This window comes from Exiguobacterium sp. UBA5002, from assembly GCF_002396765.1.
GTDB lineage: Bacteria > Bacillota > Bacilli > Exiguobacteriales > Exiguobacteriaceae > Exiguobacterium_A.
On sequence record NZ_DGYQ01000011.1, the window covers coordinates 16,708 to 37,225 of the forward strand.

The following is a 20,518-nucleotide window of genomic DNA, read 5'->3' on the forward strand; positions in this document are numbered from 1 at the left end:
GAAGCAGGAAAACTGGCTTGTGTCTCGCCTGAGGAAAGGGCGTGAAAAGACGCGTCATTCTTTTTTTGAGTCAGCCCCTTTTGATACACTTGGAGTTGTATGAAATTCTATTTACTCATCATGATTTCTAAACTTCGGAACATCTCAGGACAAATGTCCTGTTCAAATCAGAAAGACTCTCGTTAAATGAGAGTATCATGGAACGAGAGAGGAGTATGTACATGCGTGGTGTCTTATTTGCGATTGCTGGTGGCTTTTTCTTAACGCTTCAAAGTGTTGCCAATGCCCGGATTAGTCAAACGATCGGGACGTGGCAAGCGGCAACGATTACACAGATGACCGGGTTCATCGTTGCGATCCTCTTAGCGATCGTCTTACGGGATCGCAGTTTTTCGGCGATGCGACGTGTCAAACCGCTTTATCTGGCAGGAGGTGCCTTTGCAGCGATCATATTATTCAGCAACATGACGGCTGTCCACCGGATGGGCGTGACCTTGACGATTTCGCTCTTTTTATTGGCGCAATTAGCGCTTGCACTCTGGATTGACGGAAGAGGCTGGTTTGGTGTCATGAAACGTCGACTGCGGGGACCGCAGATCATCGGCATCTTGATGATGATTGCGGGGATCTTCATCTTAAAAAGCTAAGGAGGAGAAAGCGTGACGAACATTGTAACCTATTTGGAATGGTATCAGTTAACGCATGTCTTTGATGCATCGTTACGCAAAGCGATGCACATCCAGACGTTCGCACCGGGTGAGACCTTATGTCGGCAAGGCGATGTTGCGCATGAACTCTACCTGCTCGTCGAAGGCAAATTGAAAATCACGCATATGTCGGCAACGGGGAAACGTCTCGTGTTGTCCTTCAAGCATCCGTTTGATCTCGTCGGCGATATTGAGTTCGTCCGAAAGATTGATTTGATGAACACGGTCGAGGCAGTGACACCAGTGACCGTCTTACGGATCGCTTATCCGGATTTAGAAGAGGCACGTGTACATCATTCTGCCTTTTTATTATTTTTACTCGAGACGATCACGAAAAAGTTTGAATTAAAATCGCATACGCTCAGCTTCAATTTGTTGTACCCGGTTGAAGTTCGGCTAGCCAGTTATTTGCTGTCGATGACACCTAATACGGATGCTTTTGCGAGTAAGGAACTCGTCGATGCAGCAGATTTGATCGGGACGAGCTACCGTCATGTCAACCGTGTCTTACGTCAGTTCGTCGACGATGGGTTGATTCGCCGAACGCAGCATACGATTGAGATCATTGATCGAGACGGATTGATGGAACGCGTCGGAGAAAGCATTTACGAATGAAAGAGGTGCAACATGGTTACGGGAATCATCCTTGCCCTTTGTGGGGGTATGCTCGTTTGTATTCAAAATACGTTTAACGCAAAAGTCAAAGAACATGTCGGTGCTTGGGCGACGACGACGCTAGTCCTTGGACTCGGGTTCCTCGCTTCACTGATGATTGGTTTGATCGTCGAAGGGTCACAATTGTTTGCACTCGAACAGGCGCAAACTTGGTTTTGGTTCAGTGGGATCATCGGTGTCGGTGTCGTCCTCTGTGTGACGCAAGGCGTTCAACAACTCGGACCGAGTCGAGCGATTTCGATCGTCATGGTATCACAAATCCTGTTTGCCTTGCTGTGGGATACGCTCGGTTGGTTCGGTTTACAGACCGTTCCGTTTACGTGGACGAAAGCACTCGGTGTCCTATTGATTGGTGGCGGAGTTCTGTTATTTCAACTAGGCGGCAAAACAACGACTGTACAACATGTACGAAAGGGTGCGTGAATATGTTTTATAAAACAGTATTATTCGATATTGACCATACACTACTTGATTTTGAAGCGACGGAACGGATTGCCTTTAGACGTCTGCTTGAGCAACAAGATCTAACGTGGACGACTGAGCGAGAAGCGCGCTACAAGGAAATCAATCACGCACTCTGGAGAGCACTCGAACGGGGTGAAGTGACACGGGAGGAAGTCATTCACTCGCGATTCGTGACGTTCTTTGCGGAAGAAGGACGAGAAGTCAACGGACGAGAAGTTGACGAAACGTATCGCGGATACCTCGCGCAAGGGACGGAATTGATTCCGGGTGCGACTGCCCTGTTAGTGCAACTAGAAGGGAACGTCGAGATGTACGTTGTCACGAACGGGATATCAAAGACGCAACGCGCGCGACTTGATGGCGCCGGATTAACGCACTTCTTTAAAGCGATTTTCGTTTCAGAGGAGACAGGTTTCCAAAAGCCGATGGCAGGCTTCTTCAATCATGTGTTTGCGCGGATTCCGCAATTCGACCCGGCGCGAACGATCATCGTCGGAGATTCCTTGTCAGCTGATATCGCAGGTGGGAACGAAGCCGGTATCGCAACATGTTGGTTTAATCCAGAAGGAAAGTCGGCAACGGATATCAAGCCCACGTTTACGATTACGTCGTTAGCCGAACTTCCTGCAGTGCTTGAAAACGCAGCAGTCCTTCAACAATGAATCAAATCAGCCGATAAGAAAGAGAAGGAAAGGGGGCGATCACCGTGCAACGATGTGATCAACAGACGCTGGAGGCAACTCCCGTCTAATTAAAAGGGGAGATGAACATGATTCAACTCGTACCGGTAACAGCAAAAAATTGGGAAGCTTGTTGTGAGCTGACGCTGACAGCAGAACAGCAGGACTTCATGGAAGCGAATGTCTATTCGATCGCGCAAGCGAAGTTCGAACCATGCCTTGTCCTTCGGGCGATTATGATGGACGATACGGTTGTTGGTTTTGTGATGTACAACACGGAACTAGAAGAACTCGACGGTTACTGGATATACCGCATCATGATTGATCAGGCGCAGCAAGGGAACGGGATCGGGCGATTAGCGATGCAAGCCCTGATTGAAGAGATGCGAATGTTACCCGCAGCAAAACGAATCGTCGTCGGCTATCGACCAGATAATCAGGCGGCACACCGTCTGTATGCGAGTCTCGGCTTCATCGACCACGGGGATCGATTTGGTCGAGAAATGGCAGTACGATTAGAAGTATAAAACTTGATGAACCGTCGATTAAACAGGAGACTCCTGACATGCTGTCGAACTAGAATCAGCATGTGAGCAACAAAGGAGTCTGATGAAATGGAAATACGTCAAATGACAGCGGAAGATTACCCAGAAGTCGTTCGGATCTACGAACAAGGAATAAAGACGGAGAACGCGACGTTTCGCACGGAAGCATTACCGTACGAAGAATGGACGAGGCATCACCATGAACACAGTCGTCTCGTTGCGATTGAAGGCGAGCAACTGCTCGGATGGGTCGCATTAAGTCCATTTTCTTCGATTCCAGCATACGCTGGTGTCGCTGAAATCAGTCTTTATATCGCGGAAGAAGCACGCGGTAAAGGTGTCGGCACACGCTTGATGGAAGACGTCATTAAAGCAAGTGAAGCAGCCGGCATCTGGACCCTGCAATCGCAAGTTTTTCCGGAAAATCATGCGAGTCTGCGCCTTCATGAACGTTTTAATTTTCGCGAAGTTGGTCGCAGGGAGCGAATTGGTCGGCTCGGAGGCAGATGGCGCGATACGGTATTGCTCGAGCGACGCAGCCCATATCTCTAAAATTCGGCAAGTGGACGCAATGTTCCCTTGCCTTCTTTGTGTTGAAAGCAAGGGATAACGGGAAAAGACAGATAGCAGAAGAAGGGGGAGGGATCACGATGGATGATTTTTTTGGTGAAGGACTTGAGACCAATCAGCAAAAACGGAAACGTAAACTGGAGGAAATTTTTGATCAGTCATTTGAATCGGAGCGACGGGATTTCAATCAATCGTTGGAGCAGGACGTGACGGTTGCCCTGATCGGAGACGTCAATGCGGGAAAATCCTCGACCTTGAACGCGATTCTTGGTCGTGAAGTGGCAACGGTCGGAGCACGCCCAGGTGAAACGGTCCGGATCGATCAAGTAAGGCAGCACCCGGAAGATAAAGTCATCTTCGTCGATACACCAGGATTGAATGATGCCAATACACAGAACTCGGAAGCGACGTGGACGTACTATCAAAGTGCCGATGTCATCCTTTACTTTTTAAATGCGGCAGGTACTGTTTTATCTGAGACGGAGACGAAGAATTTCCGTAAGATCTATCAACATAACCAAAATGTCTTGATCGTCGTCACGAAGATGGATGCGACGGATGATGTCGACACGATCGTCCAGCATATTGCAGAAAAACTACCAGGACCAAAAATCATTCCCGTATCAGCACGAGAAGGAACGAACATCGATTGGCTCCGCCGGGAGGTCCTCGATATCTTAAAAAAGTTCGACAAGGATAATGTGTTCGTTCGCCAGATGGATCCGACCGTTCGTGGGAAGATCGCCAACAACTGGATCGTGGGTGCCGGAACAGCTGCTGGTGCAATCGGTGCCGTCCCGTTTCCAGGAGCTGATATCATTCCGTTGACTTCAATTCAAATCGGCTTGATGCTCAAGTTATCAAATCTGTACGAACGGCAGTTATCCAAAGAGAGTGCGAAGGAGTTGCTTGTCGTGACGATCGTCGGAAACTCCGGAAAGACTGCTTTTCGGCAAATGGCGAAGCTAGTTCCGGGATATGGTGCCGTCATTGCCGCGGGAGTCGCTTCGACCGCCACCCTTGCACTCGGATACGGAACGAAATATGTCTATGAGAATAAGCTCGAATTAACACCGGAACAACTAATGGGGTTCGTCAAACGATTCCGAAAGAAGGCGGAGGAGTCGTCAGAAGAGACAAACGAGTAATCTCCTTGCTATTCCATACAGCAATGAAGGGGGAGAACATATGACACGACTACTCGAAGAAATCAAACAATATCAATCGAAATTCCGACAAAAGGCACCTGCTGAGAAACAACGGTTGATGGCGGAAGCGACAGCTGAACTGGCTGCTTCTGGAGTCGTACAAGGTCTAGGTGTCGTTGACACAATCCCACACTTTACATTACCCATTGTATCTGGAGAACCAGTCGCAATCGAGACATTACTCGAGCAAGGTCCTGTCATCTTGACGTTCTACCGGGGTGGCTGGTGTCCGTACTGCAATCTCGAGCTTCGCGCTTACGAACGGGAGATCGAACGGATTCGCGCACTTGGTGCAATCGTTGTTGCAATCAGTCCGGAGACGCCTGATTTTGCTGAACAAACAGCGGATAAGAATGGCTTGAGTTTCCCTGTCTTAAGTGACGTTGATTTACATGTATCCCGTCAATTCGACCTCGTGTTTGACTTACCGGATTATTTGATTGAGATTTACAAGGCATCAGGACTCGATGTTGCGAAGCATAACGGAAATGATGACTGGCAACTTCCTAAACCGGCAACGTTCATTATTGAGACAAGTGGTGTGATTCGTTTCGTAGAAGTGCCATCGGATTATACGAAACGCGTTGATCCAGAGCAGATCATCCCAAAACTTGAACAGAATTAAAAGCATGAAGTTTACCTTTATTTTGTATCAAGCAGTACTTGTCTCAACCATTCTTGAAACTTGAGATCAGTCTGTTGCCAGTCCATTGCCCGTGCAAAATGATGAGCGGAGGTACGAATGGCTTCGTACTCCTCTGGATCTCGGAAACAAGCTCGCATTTCGGCAGCGAGTGCACCAGGTGTTTTGTTTTTAGCCATGTAGCCTGTCATGCCATACTTAACGGCGTCTCGGACACCAGGAGCATCATATACGATGGACGGTGTTCCGACAGCTGCCGCTTCAATTATAGGAAAACCCACGCCTTCGCGTATAGAAGGGAAGAGGAGAGCGGTGGCACGACTCATCATGCTGCGCGTTTCTGTTTCAGTGATTGAATCGTAGTATGTGATAGCATCCTTCACTTCTTTAGGAAGGGGAAGTGTAAGGTATTGCAAAAGATGAGAGCTGTTACGAATACCAATAAGCCAGAGGCGTGTCTCAGGAAACTCACGTTGGACCATAAGGAATGCCCCAATCGTATCTTGAAGTTCTTTTTCGTTCAGACGGTTGATATATAGAAAGGTTGGAACATGTTCTTTTAACTCCCATTCCTGTTCAGACCACGGGGAAAAGGAAAGTCCTGGCGGCAACATCGTGATATGACTGTTAGTAAAACCAGCACTTTGTAGTTCATCTACAACAGAGGGGCTGATAGTCAAGGCATGACTATCTTTATACCAGCTTAACCGTCGAGTCTCTGTCCATTCGCCAAGCTTTGAAAAAGGAAACACAAGCGTCGTCGACCAACGTTCACGAATCAATTGATAAAGAAATAAAGTTCGTTTATGACGTGGAACATAAAATGGTGTGAAGAAATGAAACCCATTCAAATGATCCAGAACTAAATCAATCGTTTTAGCATAAGACCAGTAATAATAAAGTGCATATGGAATAAGAGAAGCTGTCGTACCATAACGGAGGTAAGTGATACCATCTCGATACTCCGTCGGTGATCCGCCCTTGAATGAGACAGACAAATGGGTAACTCGGTAGGTAGTACTGACACGCCGCAACATTTCATGAATAAAAGTTTCAGCTTCTCCGGCTTGTGGATGTCGAGCATCACGCCAAGATAAAAAAAGTAGATGAGGTTTCATGTCGTACCTCCTTTGCGTAGAAAAAATTGGATCCGAAAGATCGGTTCTGCTACTAATCTTCTCTACAGTAGAAGGATATTCCTAGAAAATCCTTCAAATCAAATGACTTCTGTTTCATCTATGATGTCCTGAAGCGTTACGTATAAAAGCTTTTGGGTAAAGAACAATAACGAAACAGGTAGGAGGAAAACGCATGAAATGGAAGGGAAGAGAACGGAGTTCGAACGTCGAGGACCGGCGGGGAATGGGTGGGAAAGGAATCGCCGGTATCGGCGGTGGTGTCGGGATCATCCTGCTGATCGTCATCACTTTGATGGGTGGTAATCCAACTGAACTACTCGGAGACTTAACCGGTGGGGATCAGCAAAATACGACGTATGAGGAAACAGCGCAGGAAAAAGAAGCAGCGGACTTCGTCTCCGTCGTCTTGGCCGATACGGAACGAGTCTGGACGAAAGAATTTAAAGAAGATGGTAAGACCTATAAAAAACCGACACTCGTCTTATATACGGATCAAGTTAGTTCGGCTTGCGGACAAGCAGGGAAGTCCGTCGGTCCCTTTTACTGTCCCGGTGATCAGAAATTATACATTGATTTAAGCTTTTATGATGAACTGCAGACGAAATACGGAGCACCGGGCGATTTTGCGATGGCGTATGTCATTGCGCATGAAGTCGGGCATCATGTCCAGACGTTACTCGGAAAATCGGATGAGATCATGCCACTTCGAAAGCAAATGAGTGAGGAGAAGTTCAATAAATACCTCGTTCGATTCGAGCTACAGGCAGATTATTATGCCGGCGTCTGGGCGCATCACGCGCAAGGAGAAAACTTGCTCGAAGAAGGCGATCTTGAAGAAGCGTTGACAGCAGCCAATGCTGTTGGGGACGATACGTTACAAGAGAAAGGACAAGGATATGTCGTACCGGAAAGTTTCACTCACGGCACATCGGCGCAACGAGAGCGTTGGTTCCAAAAAGGCTTTGATAACGGCACGATCGAAGGTGGAGACACATTCAAAGCGAAGAATCTATAAAACGAAGTAAAGACATACCTTTTGAAACATTTTCCAGTCGTTTCCGTAAAGAAGAGAGAAGGATTCAAAGGGGAGTGTCGAAGTTGAAGCACATCAGTCTATTTTTGTTGCTGTATACGGCTGTCGTCGTATTGACGTACATCGTGTCACGATTTGCGCCAAACTTGTTGGTCTACATGGTCTATATCGCGATTGCGTCGTTACTCGTCATCACGGGCTACTTGCTGAAGCGACTCGTAATCAAACGTTAGAAATCAAAAAAACTGTGTTCTGCTTAAAAGCGGGACACAGTTTTTTGCTGATATGAACTTACCTTATGAACGGAACATCGTCGGATCATCTGGAACGTTCTCCAGGTAAGCGATCCGTCCGTTTTCATCGAGACGTGCGATATCTTTTCCGTCTTGCGTGAAGACACTACCGTCTGCCCGTTTTCCGCAAACTGCCCAGCGTGTTTCATACGTTCCTGGTGTTGTTTCTTCCTAGCCCGCATACATGTGCTTAATGTCTTGATTCGCTGTAAACACATGACGGACGAACTGTTTCCAGGCGTCGATGCCATGCTTTGGTTGTCCGTTCAGAACGAACGTGATGTCTGTCGTGAATAAGGAAACGAGATCCTCAAAAGCTTGTGCGTCCGTGCGTGACGCGTCGAATAAGTCAAAATAACGATTCAATACCATAGTAAAAACCTCTTTCTGTTCATTAAAGTGTCATCATCCGGTCTGTGATTAACGCATGCAACCGTTCTAAATGTTTCGGTGGACAGGAGGCGTCAATTGCTTGACGGATCGAGCCGATTGATTCGCGCTTCAACGTCGATTGCCACGCATCTTCTGCCTCTGTCATCAGATTCGAGAGCAGACCGATCTCCTGTTCCTGAATCCCCATCAAATCTTCAAAGACACCACTTGACGCGTACAATGTCTGTTTGCCCTCAATGGCTTGATAGACATCGAAGATTTGAATTTCGTCTGCCGGACGTCGCAAGCGAAAGCCCCCTTTGACACCCGGTACGGAATACAACAGATCCGCCTGAACGAGTTTTCGTAAGAGCTTTTGGAAATAGGTCGGTGAAGCACCGAGTTGCTGGCTGATGAATTCACCGGACAAAACGGCGCGCTCCGGCAGGAAGGTTAAGAGCAACATCGCATAAACGGATTGCTCGACCCCGGTTTTCATTTGCATAGAAAGACTCCTTTCGTTAAACGTGGATAATATATATCCATAATAGTTTCATTCGAAAGGATTGTCGAGTTTTATGCTCTCACAAAACCGTCACACCTTTTCGACAGCATCTGCATGGCATCCCCGTTCCAGATTCGATATACTAAATGTACGATATGTGAAAATATTCACTAAAAGTCGTTCACACTTCGTGAAAGGACGTTTGTATATGAATCCATTAAAAGGAATCGTCCAGATTCCACGCATTATTCTCATTCAATTCATCATGGCAGCTTTCCTGATGGGGGTCGCGGTCGTCGGTCAATCATACGGTATCGTGTTGACGGTCGATCGGATTTTCTTGAAAGAACAACCGTTTGAAGCTGTCATTCCGTTACTACTTGTCGTCCTCGGGATGCTGTTGCTCCGGGTCGCCGTGACGTATTGGAACGGTCGTCTCGGTACGACGTTATCGGCACACATGAAGCAGGCGCTTCGGGAAGCGCTCGTTGCGAAATACACGGGTCGTTCGGTCGAGATGATGCTACAAGGGCAAGCGGGAAAGAAGGTCAGTGTCTTGCTCGACGCTGTAGACGAGATGGACAGCTACTACAGTCAGTACTTGCCGAAAGTAGTCCAGACGACGATTGTTCCCTTGATGGTCTTGATCGCGGCATTCAGCTATGACTGGATCACCGGTCTCGTCATGATGATTACGGCACCGTTCATTCCGTTGTTCTACATCATCATCGGCATCATGACGCAAAAGCGGGCCGATGCTCAACTCGAGAAGATGACGGCATTCTCGGGAACGTTCCTTGATACGTTGCAAGGACTGACGACCTTGAAGTTATTTGGTCGTGCGAAACGACAACGTGATGTCATCGAAAAAAGCAGTCTTGATTTCCGTGATGCGACGTTAACGGTTTTGAAGCTCGCCTTCTTATCGTCGCTGATGCTTGAGTTCATATCGATGCTCAGCATGGGAATGATTGCACTTGAAGTCAGTCTGCGCTTGATTTTGTTCCAAAGCATTACCTTCATCCCGGCGTTCTTGATGCTCGTGTTGGCACCAGAATACTATCTTGCCTTAAAAGAGATGGGAGCTGCCTTCCATACGGGACGCGGTAGTGTCGCGGCAGCGAAACAAATCGCAGCCGAACTAACAGCAGACGATCGTCCTGTTGCCTTCGGTCAATCAGAACTTTCGATGAACCGTCCACCACGAATCGTCTTGGATGAAGTTGATTTTACGTATCAAGAAGGACGCTTTGCCTTACAAGACGTGACACTTGCGATTGAACCGTATCAAAAGGTGGCGTTGATCGGTCGCAGTGGTGCCGGTAAGTCGACTGTCTTGCAGTTGATTGCCGGACTCGCGGATCCAAAAGAAGGACGGATTCTGCTTGACGGGATTAATCGCAGTCAGGTGGAGGAAGCGAGTTGGTTCCGTCAGTTGAGCTACATCTCGCAGCATCCGTATCTGTATGCCGGAACGCTGGCAGAAAACATTGCGATCGGTGAACTCCGTCAAGCAACGCCGGAAGAAATCTTTGAGGCGGCACAGGCAGCAGGACTCGAGGAGTTGATTGCGACGTTACCTGAAGGGATTGACACAGTAATTGGAGAAGGCGGACGTGGTCTATCAGGTGGCGAGAAACAGCGCGTTGCGTTGGCACGAGCGTTCTTGAAACGACCGAACGTCATCGTCTTTGATGAACCGACGACAGGACTCGACGTCAAAACGGAGCGACTGCTCCAACAAGCGATCGAACAGCTTGGACAAACAGCGACAGTCATCACTGTCGCACACCGCCTGCATACGATCGAGCGCTCAGATCAAATCGTCGTCCTCGACGGCGGACGAATCGTCGATTGTGGTACGCACGATGAACTGCTTGGACGTGATTCGGAGTATGCCCGGATGCGTAGCGTCCAGAGAGGGGAGGAAACACGATGAAGGAACTATTAGGAGTCTTTCGATTGATGGTGCATCAAAAACGCGATATCGCCTGGTCGATTTTCTTCGGTGTCCTCGCTGGAGTGACGGCGGTCGGGTTATTCGCAGCAAGTGGTTACCTGATTTCAAAGGCAGCCTTATTGCCACCGATTCAAACACTTGCCGTCCTGATTGCGCTACAAAAAATCTCGAGTCTGACACGTGCCGCCAGTCGATATGCGGAACGTTATTATTCGCACCGGGCGACGTTTACAATCCTCAGTGATATCCGGACGTCGTTCTACCGGAGACTCGAGCCGCTCGCGCCAGGAATTTTCGGCAAATACCGGAGTGGGGATTTACTTGCCCGGATCGTCGGGGACGTCGAGAGTCTGCAAAATACGTTTTTACGTGTTCTCTATCCACCGATTGTCTTGTTGCTTGTCTTCTTCTGTACGATCTTTTTCGTCAGTTTCTTCTCGTGGACGATTGCCGGGATTCTATTACTTGGTTTGATTCTGACCGGTTTCTTGATTCCAGGTTGGTTCGCGTACCGCGAACAACGTTTCGCACGTTCGGTTCGTGTCCGCCGTGGTGATCTTTCAACAGAAGTGACAGAGCTGTTCCAGGGCTATCGTGACTTAAAGATTTACCAGCAACTTGATCAAAAAGAACAGGACTTGAATGCCGTCGCGAAACGGTATGTCGAGGAAGAAAAACGTAATGGGCTACATGCCGTCTCGAACTTGGCCTTGAATACGATGGTGACGCTGATCATCTCTTGGCTCGTTCTTGGTGTCGGTGCCTATCTCGTCGCGAGTGGACAGCTCGAAGGGGTCTTCCTCGCTTTACTCGTCATGACATCGCTGACCGTTTTTGAAAACGCCGCACCGATGGCGATTTTACCGGGCTTTTTCGAAGATAGCCGGCATGCTGCGAAACGACTTGATGAAGTCGTGACCGGGCAAGAAGAGCCAACTTATGACACGTTTGTTCTCGATCAGGCACCATCCTTTGAAACGAACGCGTTGACGTTCACTTTCCCTGATGCACCGCGTCCGGTCTTACGTGACGTCACCGTCTCAATTCCTGCCGGCAAGAAGACGGCGATCGTCGGGGCGAGTGGTTCCGGGAAATCCACGTTACTTCAATTGATGTTACGGATGTATCCAGCGGACGGATTAACAATTGCAGGTCAAGAGAGTCAGACGGTTGATCCGGAAGGACTGTGGCAACACGCAAATGTCGTGCTGCAACAGAATCATTACTTTTATGGAACGCTTCGCGATAATCTATTGCTTGCGAACGAAGCAGCAACGGACGAGGCGATGCGTCAAGCACTCGATGATGTTGGGTTAACGACGTTCGAATTAAACGATCGTGTATTTGAAAAAGGCGAGAACTTGTCTGGAGGAGAAAAACAACGCTTAGCGATTGCTCGTGTGCTTTTGCGGGAAGCGTCGCTTTACTTGCTTGACGAACCGACGTCTTCCGTTGATGCTTTGACGGAACAGATGATTCTCGATCGATTGTTGACACGAGCGGAGGACGCGACACTTGTCCTCGTCAGCCACCGGTTAGCGGGTCTTGAAGCGATGGATCAAATCATCGTCATGGATCAAGGTCACGTCATCGAAGTCGGAACATATACCGAATTGATGGCGCGACAAGGAGCGTTCTATGAATTAAAACAAGTCGAACAGTCCGTGTTTGCTCCGATTGGATAAAGAGATAGGATTGGCGATGACCCAATGTGGTACATCGCCTTTTTTAGTTTATAAGGGAGAACCGAAAAAGACATGACAGTCTACCTCTGAAATGGTAAAGTCTAGAAAAAACGCGGAGGGATTTCATGCGCATTACACAATCATCTATCGTCGTCGATCAGACGACCGTTTCATATGATCATTTTCAAATGGGATCCAAACAGGTTTGCTTCTTGATCTCGGGAGCATCTTATTTGTACGATCATCCTTACTTCTACTACAGCCGGATGGCACTACTAGCTCGAGACATCGATGTCATCTGTATTCACTATGTGACAGAAGAGCTCTTTTCGATGTCAGACACTGAATCGAATACCTGCATGACACGTCGGGTCGACGCTGTCGTCTCTGAAGTGCTGGCGACACATACATACGAAAACGTTCAGTTCATCGCAAAGTCGTTAGGAACGATTCCGCTAGCGGCATTGCTTGCTAAGCCGAGTCTACAGACAGCACGCTTCGTCTTCTTAACACCCGTCCTGACTGAAGTGGCCGAACAAATCGCCAATTCGTCGCAAGCTGGACTCCTCGTCATCGGGACAGCCGATAAGTTTTATGATGAAGCGGCACTTGAAACGTGTCGCACCTCACAACTGACGATTGATATCATGGAAGGAGCGAATCACTCCTTGGATCAAGGATTCGAGGTCGATCAATCACTTGCGGTCCTAGGACATGTCGTTCGTCAAATCGAAGCCAGTTTGTTCGAACCACTACCTAAGTAACAAAAAATCCGTCCAGCAGAGAGCCTGCTGAACGGATTTTTTAGTATGGACGAAGTAAGGCACGAACGGGACTACCGTCGCCGTCGACGAGCGGAAGTGGAACAGCGTTGAGGTGGTAATCACCAGGCGTGATCGCATCAAGGACGAGTCCTTCAAGGATATGGACTCCATGCTGCGCCAGTGCGTGATGGGCCGCCATTTCCTTGCTATCGATCGCATCGACGCTTGGTAAGTCGAGACCAATCAGCGAAATCCCGAGTTCTCCGAGACGCTCAGCAAGACTTGGCGTCAAGACGGGAATCGTTTCTGGGAAAGTTGATTTGTCGATCCAACCATCTGTTTTGATGATCAAGCGCTGGACATCATTTAGCTCAAAGCCATCTAAATCAGCGGCTGTGATTTCTGTACGACCTGGTAAGTAAATGACGCGCGCATGTCCGATGTAGAGATCCGGATCAAGATCGACGATTTTTTGTCCGGCATCGTCAAAATGAAACGGCGCATCGACATGAGTGCCAGTATGCAGACTCATCGTTACCTTTCCGACGTTAACGGAACCGGTGTCTGCCTTATTCCATGTCAATGTCGCTTCAAACGGTGTATCTCCCGGCCACGTCGTGACGTGGCGATCAAGTGGTTGTGAAACATCAATCCATCGTGTCATCGCTTCATCCTCCTCATAATGTCGTGCGGACTGACCACAGTTCCGGGAAGAATCGGTGGTCGAGCACACGTCGTAGATAACTGACGCCAGAAGAACCGCCTGTTCCTGGCTTTTGTCCGATGATCCGTTCGACGGTACTCATATGGTTAAAGCGCCACATCTGCTGCTGGCTCCCGATATCAAGTAGTTTTTCACCGAGCTCATACAGATCCCAGTATTGTTCGACATCCCGATAGACGGTCGCCCAAGCTGCTTCGACACTTGCATTCGGCGTCCAGTCTTGCGTGACATCACGATCAAGGACGGATTGGTCGATCGGTAGCCCATGGCGCGCCATCGCCCGGATCGTTTCGTCGTAGATGCTTGGTGTCTTCAAATCTTCCAGCAACATCGGATAGAGTGTTTCGTCATGCGCATACACTTTTAGCATCTGCTCATTCTTAAAACCGAGCGCAAATTCGATTTGACGGTTTTGATACGATTGGAAACCGGATGAGTGACCAAGCGCGTCACGGAATTCCAGATATTCGGCAGGGGTCAAGGTCGACAAAACATTCCACGACTGAATCAACTGGTGCTGAATCTTTGAGATACGTGCGAGCATCTTAAACGATGATTCGAGATCATCGTTTGCGACCGCTTGCGTCGCTGCTCGCATCTCATGCAGGATCAGCTTCATCCAGAGTTCGCTCGTTTGATGAATGATGATGAACAGCATCTCGTCATGATGCCCCGATAAGCGATGTTGACTCGTAAGCAATGGATCTAGTTGCAAATAATCCCCGTAGGACATATCTTTTTTAAAATCCGTTTGAATCGATGCTTCAATAGACGTAGGATCTGTCTTTGTCATTCCCATTCAGCCCCTTTATCATGTTAATTCAGTTTTCGTTTTTCAGCGGTCTGTGGTTGTTCCGGATGCGCCCGTTTCCAGAAGAAATAGGCGATCGATAAGAACACTAACCACGGTACACCAAACTTCAAGACGATTTGGAAATCCGTGAACCATGTCGTTAGTACGAGTGCGAATAACAACAATGCACCGAGGGCAGTCAGATAGGGATAGCCCATCATCCGAACCGGTAACGTCCGTCCACCTTCACGTTCCCAGGCTTTACGGAAGTACAGATGGGAGATGAAAATCATGAACCATGTGAAAATCGCCCCGAACATCGAAATCCCCATCATGAATGGATAAGAGACGCTCGATTGACTGCTGATGATCGCTGCGAGAAAAATGCCGAGTGTCGATAAGGCGAGTGCGAAGAGTGGTACACCTTTTCGATTCAAGCGTCCAAATACTTTTGGCGCATACGTTGCCTTCGATAACGAATACATCATCCGTGTCGAAGCGTACAGTTGACTGTTCATCGCAGACAGCGCCGCTGTCAGGATGATGAAGTTCATGATACCGCCTGCATATGGAATCGATAGCATCTCCATTACTTTGACGAACGGACTTTGATCGACACCGCCTGCTTGTTGCCATGGGACGATCATCAACATCAAAGCAATCGTGACGACATAAAACGTCGAGAGACGGAAGACCGTCGCTTTTAATGCTTTTGGTACGGCGACGTCCGGGTCCTTCGCTTCACCAGCAGTGACAGCAATCAATTCCGTTCCGAGGAAGCTGAACAGGGAGATGAAGATTGCGATCCAGAGACCTGAGAAGCCGAACGGCATGAAACCACCGTCGTTCGTGAAGTTTTGTGGACCAATTTCAGGACTTGGACTACCGATGACCAAGTAGGCACCAAGCAAGATGAATAGCAAGATGGCACTGATTTTAATGACGGAGAACCAGTATTCGAAGGTCGCGAACGTATTGACTGTCGTGGCATTGATGTAAATCAACGCGGCAGCGAATACGAGAATCCAGACGAGCCCGGGAACGTCCGGGAACCAGTATTTCATATAGATGGCAATCGCACTGACTTCAACGCCGATCGCGAGAACGTTTGCGATCCAGTATGAGTAGCGGACGAGAAAACCCGCATATGGACTAATGTATCGTTCGGCAATCGTTCCGAACGAGCCAGATGTCGGATGGGCGACCGTCATTTCAGCCAGACAGCCCATTAAAAGCAGGACGATGAAGGCGCCGACTGCGTAACTGATTAAAACACTCGGTCCGGCAAGTCCGATCGCAAGTCCACTTCCGAGGAAGAGACCGGTACCGATCGCACAGCCCATCGCAATCATCGTGAGTTGGCGTGTCTTGAGTTCACGCCGTAGTTCAGTAGGTTGTTCCATGGTGTACTCCTTAAGCAACGACTTCGCGTTCATTCGCGAAACGTTCGTATTCTTTATCTTTCATGATTCGTTTAAGTGTCGCGACGACGTCATAGACATCGATAAACGTATTGTAGAGCGCGACGGGTGCTAGACGGACGATGTTTGGCGCCCGAAAATCGGGAATGATCCGATTTTCCTTGAGTGCTTTACAGATCCGTGCTGCTTCCGGGTGCTCGAGGCTGAGATGCGCCCCACGGCGTTTATCGTCGATCGGATTTCCGATGACGAAACCGTACGGTGTGAGTTCCTGCTCGACGAGTTCCATCATGTACTGCGTCAACGCGAGTGATTTTGTCCGAACGGCTTCGATACCGACTTCGTCAAACATCTCTAATGCACCGATTTGTGGAGCAAGACTTAAGACGTGTGGTGTCCCGATCTGGAAGGCACCGGCATGCGCCGCCGGTGTCATCGTATGATCCATATCGAACTGCTTATCCTTCCGCGAACCAAACCAGCCCGTCAGACCAGGCAACGTTCCGAAATGACGTTCGTGGACGAATAATCCACCAACCGTTCCAGGACCACCGTTCAAGTGTTTGTAATTACACCAGTAGGCAAAGTCGACGCCCCAGTCATGGAACGCGTGGGGAACGGCTCCGACGGAATGACAACCATCAAAACCAATCAGGATGCCACGGTCGTGTGCCGCCTTCGTCAAACGCTCCATATCGAGAATTTGTCCACTTCGGTAAAGTACCGCCGGCAAGACGATTAACGCGATATCATCCGTCATCGCGGCGATGATATCGTCTTCTTCTAAAAAGCGACCGTCCCGACTCGGTACTTGGATGAGATGTGTCTCCGGATCCAGACCACGTAAGCGAAGTTGGCTTTGGAGGGCATAGATATCCGACGGGAACGTCAGCGCATCCGCTAAAATCTTATCTCGTCCTTCTGTTGGTTGGAAGAATGTCGCGACGAGTTGATGGAGATTGACGGTCGTCGAACCAGTGACCATGACTTCTTCAGCTTGTGCGCCGACGAGCGGAGCGTTGAGAGCAGCGAGACGTTCCGATAATTCAAACCAAGGATGACGTCCTTTCATCCAGCCATCGATTCCGAGTTCTTTCCAGTCTGATAGCGACTCGAGCAACGTCTTCTCGGCACGCTTCGACAATAAGCCGAGCGAGTTTCCGTCCATATAGATACTACCCGGTTGCAGATAAAACTCATCACGATAGGCAGCGAGTGCATCTTGCTCATCCCGAGCAACAGCATCGGTCCGTTTTGCTTGCAGTGTCATACGTCATCCTCCTCAAATGAATGCTCAATCAATTTTGACAAAAGCGTAGCAAACAAATTGACATTGTGTCAATATTGTCGAATAGAGAAAACAAAAGGAGTGAAGGATATGTCATCTTCTCAACCAGAAAAAATCGATAAACGTCATCTGCGCACGGTGCGGACACGCGAGAAACTGTTGAGTGCGGCACGTGACGTCTTCTTAGAACAAGGGTTTCAAACGGCAACGATTTCACAAATCATTAAACAAGCTGGCGTCGGTTACGGAACAGCCTATGTCCATTTCGAAGGGAAAGATGAGCTGCTCGTCGTCCTGATGGAAGATGTCATGAGCCGCTTCCACGCGATCGCGGAACGAACATTCGAACCGACGACGCCGCTCGAGGCAAAGGAACGCATCGTGACGCAAGCGACGGATTTCTTACGTCTCGCGGAAGAAGAACGAGCGATACTACGGATTGTGGAGCAAGCAATCGGCGTGTCTTACATCGTCCGTGCGAAATGGAAAGCGATTCGGGAACGGTTCATTGATCGGATCAGTCAGGATATCCAGTATGCGCAGGAGACAGGACTTGCGCGGCAGGATGTCGACTCGAAACTCGTCGCCCGTGGTTGGTTCTTCGCGAATGAGATGTATTTATTCGAAGTCGTCCGCGAAGAGGCGACAGGGACGATCGAAGAGATCGCGCACGTCTTAGCGACGATTTATACGCAAGGACTCTACCGGATCGAGGATTGATGAACGGACGGGAAGGGAACGTTTCGAAGTAGAAGGGAGCGTGACCGGGATGGCGTTTGATTACGATCTCGATTTCAAGACGACGGATTTTCGTAAGGAGCCGGAAAAGTACCGGGTTGGACGCGGGGAGCAAGGGGTCTTACTCGTCGAACCTTACAAAAGTGAGATTTTGCCGCATTGGCGTTTTAAGACGCCGGATATCGCGAAGGAATCGTCTGAGAAAATTTATGAGATGTATTTAGCTTATAAAGAAGACGGGGACTTCGTCGGCATGGATATGGCGCGGAAGTTCATTCAGATGGGACATACGCGCGCACGACGTTACGCGAACTATAAGGGTGGGCGTAAATATAAAGATAAAGAGACTAAAGAATTGCACACGCGCGAGATCGACGAAGAAAAAGCAAAATCTGCGGCCATCTTCCAAGAAAAATGGGATTTGATCCGGGCGGATGAAGAATACCTTGAACTTAAACGTGCGCATCAAAAGCAATACGGATAAGTCAGTTCAAAATAAAGGGAATCCATTCAAATCATGCGATACTGAAAAGAAAATGGGAGGTATCGGTATGAACCGTTGGTGGGTTCCACTGTATCCGATTGGTCTGTTTTTACTGGTCGATCACTTTTTCTATAATATTTCAGTGACATGGCTTATCGTGCTTGGTGTCGTGAGCATCCTGTTGAGTGTCCGTCCGAAGCGACCATCCTTTTCTTCGTATCGTCCGTTAATGATTGGGACACTTTTAATCGGCTGCGGTCTGATGCCGTGGTTGACGCTAGATTTTACAGGAATCGTCTTCGTTTTCTTGTTAACAGAAATCGTTGCGAAACTGCTTGTGTCAAGAACAGAGGAACAATCCATATGACGGACGAATATCGTTAAACGAAATAGCCTCGACTGCTCTGTCCGATGGGATGGAGCAATCGAGGCTATTTTTGATTCGTTTAAGAACTTTGTTCGACCTTGGCAATCAATCGTGCTTGACGTTTTTGCCAGATGAATGATCCAATGAACGTCACGACGAGGAAAATCAGACCGAGTGCAAACGGATAGAGAATGTTGACGTCATACAGGACACCCGCAAGCGTCGGTCCGAGCACGTTCCCGATGCTCATGTAGGCGTTGTTCATTCCCATAGCAAAGCCTTGCTCATTACCAGCGAGTTTTGAAATCATCGTATTCAAGACGGGACGTAAAATCGATGTCGCAAGGAAGATGACGAGAGTGATCGCAAAGAATCCACCGTAACTTGATGTCAATAATGACAATAGGAAGCCGAGCGCTGCGATGAACAGGAATAGGTTCAAGACCTTTCCTTCTCCGAAACTACGAGATAACTTATCGACGATGAAGATTTGAGCAATGACACTGATGATCCCGGTCGACGTCACCATGATCGCGATGTCTTTCGGTGAAGCACCGAATTGATCATCGACGAATAGACCAAGTACTGATTCGTATGCCATGAGACCAAAGCTCATGACGAGTGTAATGACGAGCGGGACGAAGTACGGTTTCTTAAACGACGTTCCGAGTTTCTTGAGCATCGAACATTCGTCTGGTGCCATCGCTGTCGCATCGTGTGTTTCGCTTTCTTGAAGTAACAGAACGCTGAACAAGACGGCTGCCCCCGAGACGATCGCTGAGACGAGGAGTGGCAATTTTAAGTCATACTCGGCAAGGAATCCACCGATTCCAGGACCGATGACGATTCCGAGTGACATCGCAGCTGAGACGTAACTGTTTCCTTTTGCGCGTTGATCCATCGTCGTGATGTCCGCGACGTAAGCAAAAATTGCTGGAATCAGGAGTGCAGCACCGGCACCGCCGATTGCGCGCGAGATGTAGAGGACCGTGACGGAATTGGAGAAGTAGAAGACAAACATCGAGAGCGTCAAGCCGATCAATCCATAGATGATCATCTTGCGACGACCGTATTGGTCCGCCCATTTTCCGGCAATCGGTGACATGACGAGTTGTGCTCCGGCAAAGATGGCGATCATTAACCCAGCCGCCGTCCCACCTTGTCCAATCGAAGCTAAGTAAGCGGGTAGAATCGGAATGATGATCCCGAAGCTCCCGACCGCAATAAACATATTGATCATGAGGACCGTTAATTTTTTTCGTTGATCCGCGTGCAAGGGGACCCCTTCTTTCGACCCGCTTTCTGTAAGCGGTTATTTGTTTCACCTTCATTATCTTAGATTCAAGCTAAAGCGCCTGTCAACGCAGACGAGTCGAGGATTCGAAAAAGGGGCTGACTCAAAAAAGAATGACGCGTCTTTTCACGCCCTTCCCTCAGGCGAGACACAAGCCAGTTTTCC

At 48.7% G+C, this 20,518-nt stretch carries 23 protein-coding genes and 1 pseudogene; 16 read left to right on the forward strand and 8 right to left on the reverse strand.

Features of this window, described 5'->3' with window-relative positions; all coding sequences use genetic code 11:
• Nucleotides 1-221 precede the first annotated feature (221 nt).
• The 8 genes from B4C70_RS01780 (at nt 222) to B4C70_RS01815 (ending at nt 5,475) form a co-directional block, all read left to right on the forward strand.
• Nucleotides 222-647: a DMT family transporter gene (locus B4C70_RS01780; RefSeq protein WP_214856320.1), complete on the forward strand. Its 426-nt coding sequence runs from the start codon at nt 222-224 to the stop codon at nt 645-647.
• A gap of 12 nt (nt 648-659) precedes the next feature.
• On the forward strand, nt 660-1,322 hold the full coding sequence (locus tag B4C70_RS01785; RefSeq protein WP_290776641.1) for a Crp/Fnr family transcriptional regulator: 663 nt from the start codon (nt 660-662) through the stop codon (nt 1,320-1,322).
• A gap of 12 nt (nt 1,323-1,334) precedes the next feature.
• Nucleotides 1,335-1,805 carry a DMT family transporter gene (locus B4C70_RS01790; protein ID WP_214856318.1) on the forward strand — a complete coding sequence of 157 codons (471 nt, stop codon included), beginning with the start codon at nt 1,335-1,337 and terminating at the stop codon, nt 1,803-1,805.
• A gap of 2 nt (nt 1,806-1,807) precedes the next feature.
• Nucleotides 1,808-2,509, forward strand: a complete 702-nt coding sequence (locus tag B4C70_RS01795) for a YjjG family noncanonical pyrimidine nucleotidase (protein WP_290776646.1) — start codon at nt 1,808-1,810, stop codon at nt 2,507-2,509.
• A 107-nt stretch (nt 2,510-2,616) separates the two neighbouring features.
• Nucleotides 2,617-3,054 (forward strand): GNAT family N-acetyltransferase, encoded by a 438-nt coding sequence (locus tag B4C70_RS01800; protein ID WP_290776650.1) that lies wholly within the window; start codon nt 2,617-2,619, stop codon nt 3,052-3,054.
• Between the two features lie 87 nt (nt 3,055-3,141).
• Entirely contained in the window at nt 3,142-3,624 is a 483-nt protein-coding gene (locus tag B4C70_RS01805) for a GNAT family N-acetyltransferase (RefSeq protein ID WP_290776652.1), read from the forward strand.
• Nucleotides 3,625-3,722: 98 nt separating this feature from the next.
• Nucleotides 3,723-4,790: a YcjF family protein gene (locus B4C70_RS01810; protein ID WP_290776655.1), complete on the forward strand. Its 1,068-nt coding sequence runs from the start codon at nt 3,723-3,725 to the stop codon at nt 4,788-4,790.
• 40 nt (nt 4,791-4,830) lie between these two features.
• The gene (locus B4C70_RS01815; RefSeq protein ID WP_290776658.1) at nt 4,831-5,475 is read left to right on the forward strand and encodes a peroxiredoxin-like family protein; all 645 of its coding nucleotides are present in this window, start codon (nt 4,831-4,833) and stop codon (nt 5,473-5,475) included.
• 17 nt (nt 5,476-5,492) lie between these two features.
• Here B4C70_RS01815 and B4C70_RS01820 read toward each other — a convergent pair whose 3' ends face one another.
• On the reverse strand, nt 5,493-6,611 hold the full coding sequence (locus B4C70_RS01820; RefSeq protein WP_290776661.1) for a glycosyltransferase family 4 protein: 1,119 nt from the start codon (nt 6,609-6,611) through the stop codon (nt 5,493-5,495).
• 193 nt (nt 6,612-6,804) lie between these two features.
• On the opposite strand from B4C70_RS01820, the gene ypfJ reads away from it, so the two are divergent.
• Both ypfJ and B4C70_RS01830 read left to right on the forward strand, forming a co-directional pair.
• On the forward strand, nt 6,805-7,647 hold the full coding sequence (gene ypfJ, locus B4C70_RS01825) for a KPN_02809 family neutral zinc metallopeptidase (RefSeq protein ID WP_056064528.1): 843 nt from the start codon (nt 6,805-6,807) through the stop codon (nt 7,645-7,647).
• Nucleotides 7,648-7,730: 83 nt separating this feature from the next.
• Complete coding sequence (locus tag B4C70_RS01830; protein ID WP_290776663.1) at nt 7,731-7,898, forward strand: hypothetical protein; 168 nt, start codon at nt 7,731-7,733, stop codon at nt 7,896-7,898.
• 63 nt (nt 7,899-7,961) lie between these two features.
• On the opposite strand, the pseudogene B4C70_RS01835 reads toward B4C70_RS01830, so the two are convergent.
• Nucleotides 7,962-8,330 (reverse strand): annotated as a pseudogene (locus B4C70_RS01835) (nuclear transport factor 2 family protein).
• 22 nt (nt 8,331-8,352) lie between these two features.
• Nucleotides 8,353-8,835 (reverse strand): Rrf2 family transcriptional regulator, encoded by a 483-nt coding sequence (locus tag B4C70_RS01840; protein WP_290776666.1) that lies wholly within the window; start codon nt 8,833-8,835, stop codon nt 8,353-8,355.
• Between the two features lie 208 nt (nt 8,836-9,043).
• Here B4C70_RS01840 and cydD point away from each other — a divergent pair, with 208 nt between their 5' ends.
• The 3 genes from cydD (at nt 9,044) to B4C70_RS01855 (ending at nt 13,244) form a co-directional block, all read left to right on the forward strand.
• Nucleotides 9,044-10,774: a thiol reductant ABC exporter subunit CydD gene (gene cydD, locus B4C70_RS01845; RefSeq protein ID WP_290776669.1), complete on the forward strand. Its 1,731-nt coding sequence runs from the start codon at nt 9,044-9,046 to the stop codon at nt 10,772-10,774.
• Entirely contained in the window at nt 10,771-12,480 is a 1,710-nt protein-coding gene (cydC, locus tag B4C70_RS01850; protein WP_290776672.1) for a thiol reductant ABC exporter subunit CydC, read from the forward strand. Before cydD ends, cydC begins: the two co-directional genes overlap by 4 nt.
• Before the next feature lie 125 nt (nt 12,481-12,605).
• Nucleotides 12,606-13,244, forward strand: coding sequence for a cyclase (locus B4C70_RS01855; RefSeq protein WP_290776674.1), 639 nt, complete (start codon nt 12,606-12,608; stop codon nt 13,242-13,244).
• Nucleotides 13,245-13,284: 40 nt separating this feature from the next.
• Here the strand turns inward: B4C70_RS01855 and kynB are convergent, their stop codons facing one another.
• From kynB to kynU, 4 genes are read right to left on the reverse strand one after another with little or no spacing between them, the layout of a single operon-like run.
• Nucleotides 13,285-13,908, reverse strand: coding sequence for an arylformamidase (kynB, locus tag B4C70_RS01860; protein ID WP_290776677.1), 624 nt, complete (start codon nt 13,906-13,908; stop codon nt 13,285-13,287).
• Between the two features lie 13 nt (nt 13,909-13,921).
• On the reverse strand, nt 13,922-14,761 hold the full coding sequence (gene kynA / locus B4C70_RS01865; protein WP_290776680.1) for a tryptophan 2,3-dioxygenase: 840 nt from the start codon (nt 14,759-14,761) through the stop codon (nt 13,922-13,924).
• 23 nt (nt 14,762-14,784) lie between these two features.
• Nucleotides 14,785-16,164 (reverse strand): amino acid permease, encoded by a 1,380-nt coding sequence (locus B4C70_RS01870; RefSeq protein WP_290776682.1) that lies wholly within the window; start codon nt 16,162-16,164, stop codon nt 14,785-14,787.
• A gap of 10 nt (nt 16,165-16,174) precedes the next feature.
• On the reverse strand, nt 16,175-17,452 hold the full coding sequence (gene kynU / locus B4C70_RS01875; RefSeq protein WP_290776684.1) for a kynureninase: 1,278 nt from the start codon (nt 17,450-17,452) through the stop codon (nt 16,175-16,177).
• A 108-nt stretch (nt 17,453-17,560) separates the two neighbouring features.
• Between kynU and B4C70_RS01880 the strand changes: the two genes are divergently transcribed.
• The 3 genes from B4C70_RS01880 to B4C70_RS01890 all read left to right on the forward strand — a co-directional run bounded on the left by B4C70_RS01880 (nt 17,561) and on the right by B4C70_RS01890 (nt 19,059).
• Nucleotides 17,561-18,190 carry a TetR/AcrR family transcriptional regulator gene (locus B4C70_RS01880; RefSeq protein ID WP_290776686.1) on the forward strand — a complete coding sequence of 210 codons (630 nt, stop codon included), beginning with the start codon at nt 17,561-17,563 and terminating at the stop codon, nt 18,188-18,190.
• 49 nt (nt 18,191-18,239) lie between these two features.
• The gene (locus B4C70_RS01885; protein WP_056064504.1) at nt 18,240-18,692 is read left to right on the forward strand and encodes a DUF4385 domain-containing protein; all 453 of its coding nucleotides are present in this window, start codon (nt 18,240-18,242) and stop codon (nt 18,690-18,692) included.
• 67 nt (nt 18,693-18,759) lie between these two features.
• Nucleotides 18,760-19,059 (forward strand): hypothetical protein, encoded by a 300-nt coding sequence (locus B4C70_RS01890; RefSeq protein ID WP_290776688.1) that lies wholly within the window; start codon nt 18,760-18,762, stop codon nt 19,057-19,059.
• A gap of 79 nt (nt 19,060-19,138) precedes the next feature.
• Here the strand turns inward: B4C70_RS01890 and B4C70_RS01895 are convergent, their stop codons facing one another.
• Nucleotides 19,139-20,335 (reverse strand): MFS transporter, encoded by a 1,197-nt coding sequence (locus tag B4C70_RS01895; RefSeq protein ID WP_290776689.1) that lies wholly within the window; start codon nt 20,333-20,335, stop codon nt 19,139-19,141.
• Between the last annotated feature and the right edge of the window lie 183 nt (nt 20,336-20,518).

What these genes read in the sequence shown, in the direction of transcription:
- B4C70_RS01780 (WP_214856320.1), top strand. Translation starts at nt 222, where the DNA reads ATGCGTGGTGTCTTATTTGCGATTGCTGGTGGCTTTTTCTTAACGCTT.
- B4C70_RS01790 (WP_214856318.1), top strand. Translation starts at nt 1,335, where the DNA reads ATGGTTACGGGAATCATCCTTGCCCTTTGTGGGGGTATGCTCGTTTGT.
- B4C70_RS01795 (WP_290776646.1), top strand. Translation starts at nt 1,808, where the DNA reads ATGTTTTATAAAACAGTATTATTCGATATTGACCATACACTACTTGAT.
- B4C70_RS01800 (WP_290776650.1), top strand. Translation starts at nt 2,617, where the DNA reads ATGATTCAACTCGTACCGGTAACAGCAAAAAATTGGGAAGCTTGTTGT.
- B4C70_RS01805 (WP_290776652.1), top strand. Translation starts at nt 3,142, where the DNA reads ATGGAAATACGTCAAATGACAGCGGAAGATTACCCAGAAGTCGTTCGG.
- B4C70_RS01810 (WP_290776655.1), top strand. Translation starts at nt 3,723, where the DNA reads ATGGATGATTTTTTTGGTGAAGGACTTGAGACCAATCAGCAAAAACGG.
- B4C70_RS01815 (WP_290776658.1), top strand. Translation starts at nt 4,831, where the DNA reads ATGACACGACTACTCGAAGAAATCAAACAATATCAATCGAAATTCCGA.
- B4C70_RS01820 (WP_290776661.1), bottom strand. Translation starts at nt 6,611, where the DNA reads ATGAAACCTCATCTACTTTTTTTATCTTGGCGTGATGCTCGACATCCA.
- ypfJ (WP_056064528.1), top strand. Translation starts at nt 6,805, where the DNA reads ATGAAATGGAAGGGAAGAGAACGGAGTTCGAACGTCGAGGACCGGCGG.
- B4C70_RS01840 (WP_290776666.1), bottom strand. Translation starts at nt 8,835, where the DNA reads ATGCAAATGAAAACCGGGGTCGAGCAATCCGTTTATGCGATGTTGCTC.
- cydD (WP_290776669.1), top strand. Translation starts at nt 9,044, where the DNA reads ATGAATCCATTAAAAGGAATCGTCCAGATTCCACGCATTATTCTCATT.
- cydC (WP_290776672.1), top strand. Translation starts at nt 10,771, where the DNA reads ATGAAGGAACTATTAGGAGTCTTTCGATTGATGGTGCATCAAAAACGC.
- B4C70_RS01855 (WP_290776674.1), top strand. Translation starts at nt 12,606, where the DNA reads ATGCGCATTACACAATCATCTATCGTCGTCGATCAGACGACCGTTTCA.
- kynB (WP_290776677.1), bottom strand. Translation starts at nt 13,908, where the DNA reads ATGACACGATGGATTGATGTTTCACAACCACTTGATCGCCACGTCACG.
- kynA (WP_290776680.1), bottom strand. Translation starts at nt 14,761, where the DNA reads ATGACAAAGACAGATCCTACGTCTATTGAAGCATCGATTCAAACGGAT.
- B4C70_RS01870 (WP_290776682.1), bottom strand. Translation starts at nt 16,164, where the DNA reads ATGGAACAACCTACTGAACTACGGCGTGAACTCAAGACACGCCAACTC.
- kynU (WP_290776684.1), bottom strand. Translation starts at nt 17,452, where the DNA reads ATGACACTGCAAGCAAAACGGACCGATGCTGTTGCTCGGGATGAGCAA.
- B4C70_RS01880 (WP_290776686.1), top strand. Translation starts at nt 17,561, where the DNA reads ATGTCATCTTCTCAACCAGAAAAAATCGATAAACGTCATCTGCGCACG.
- B4C70_RS01885 (WP_056064504.1), top strand. Translation starts at nt 18,240, where the DNA reads ATGGCGTTTGATTACGATCTCGATTTCAAGACGACGGATTTTCGTAAG.
- B4C70_RS01890 (WP_290776688.1), top strand. Translation starts at nt 18,760, where the DNA reads ATGAACCGTTGGTGGGTTCCACTGTATCCGATTGGTCTGTTTTTACTG.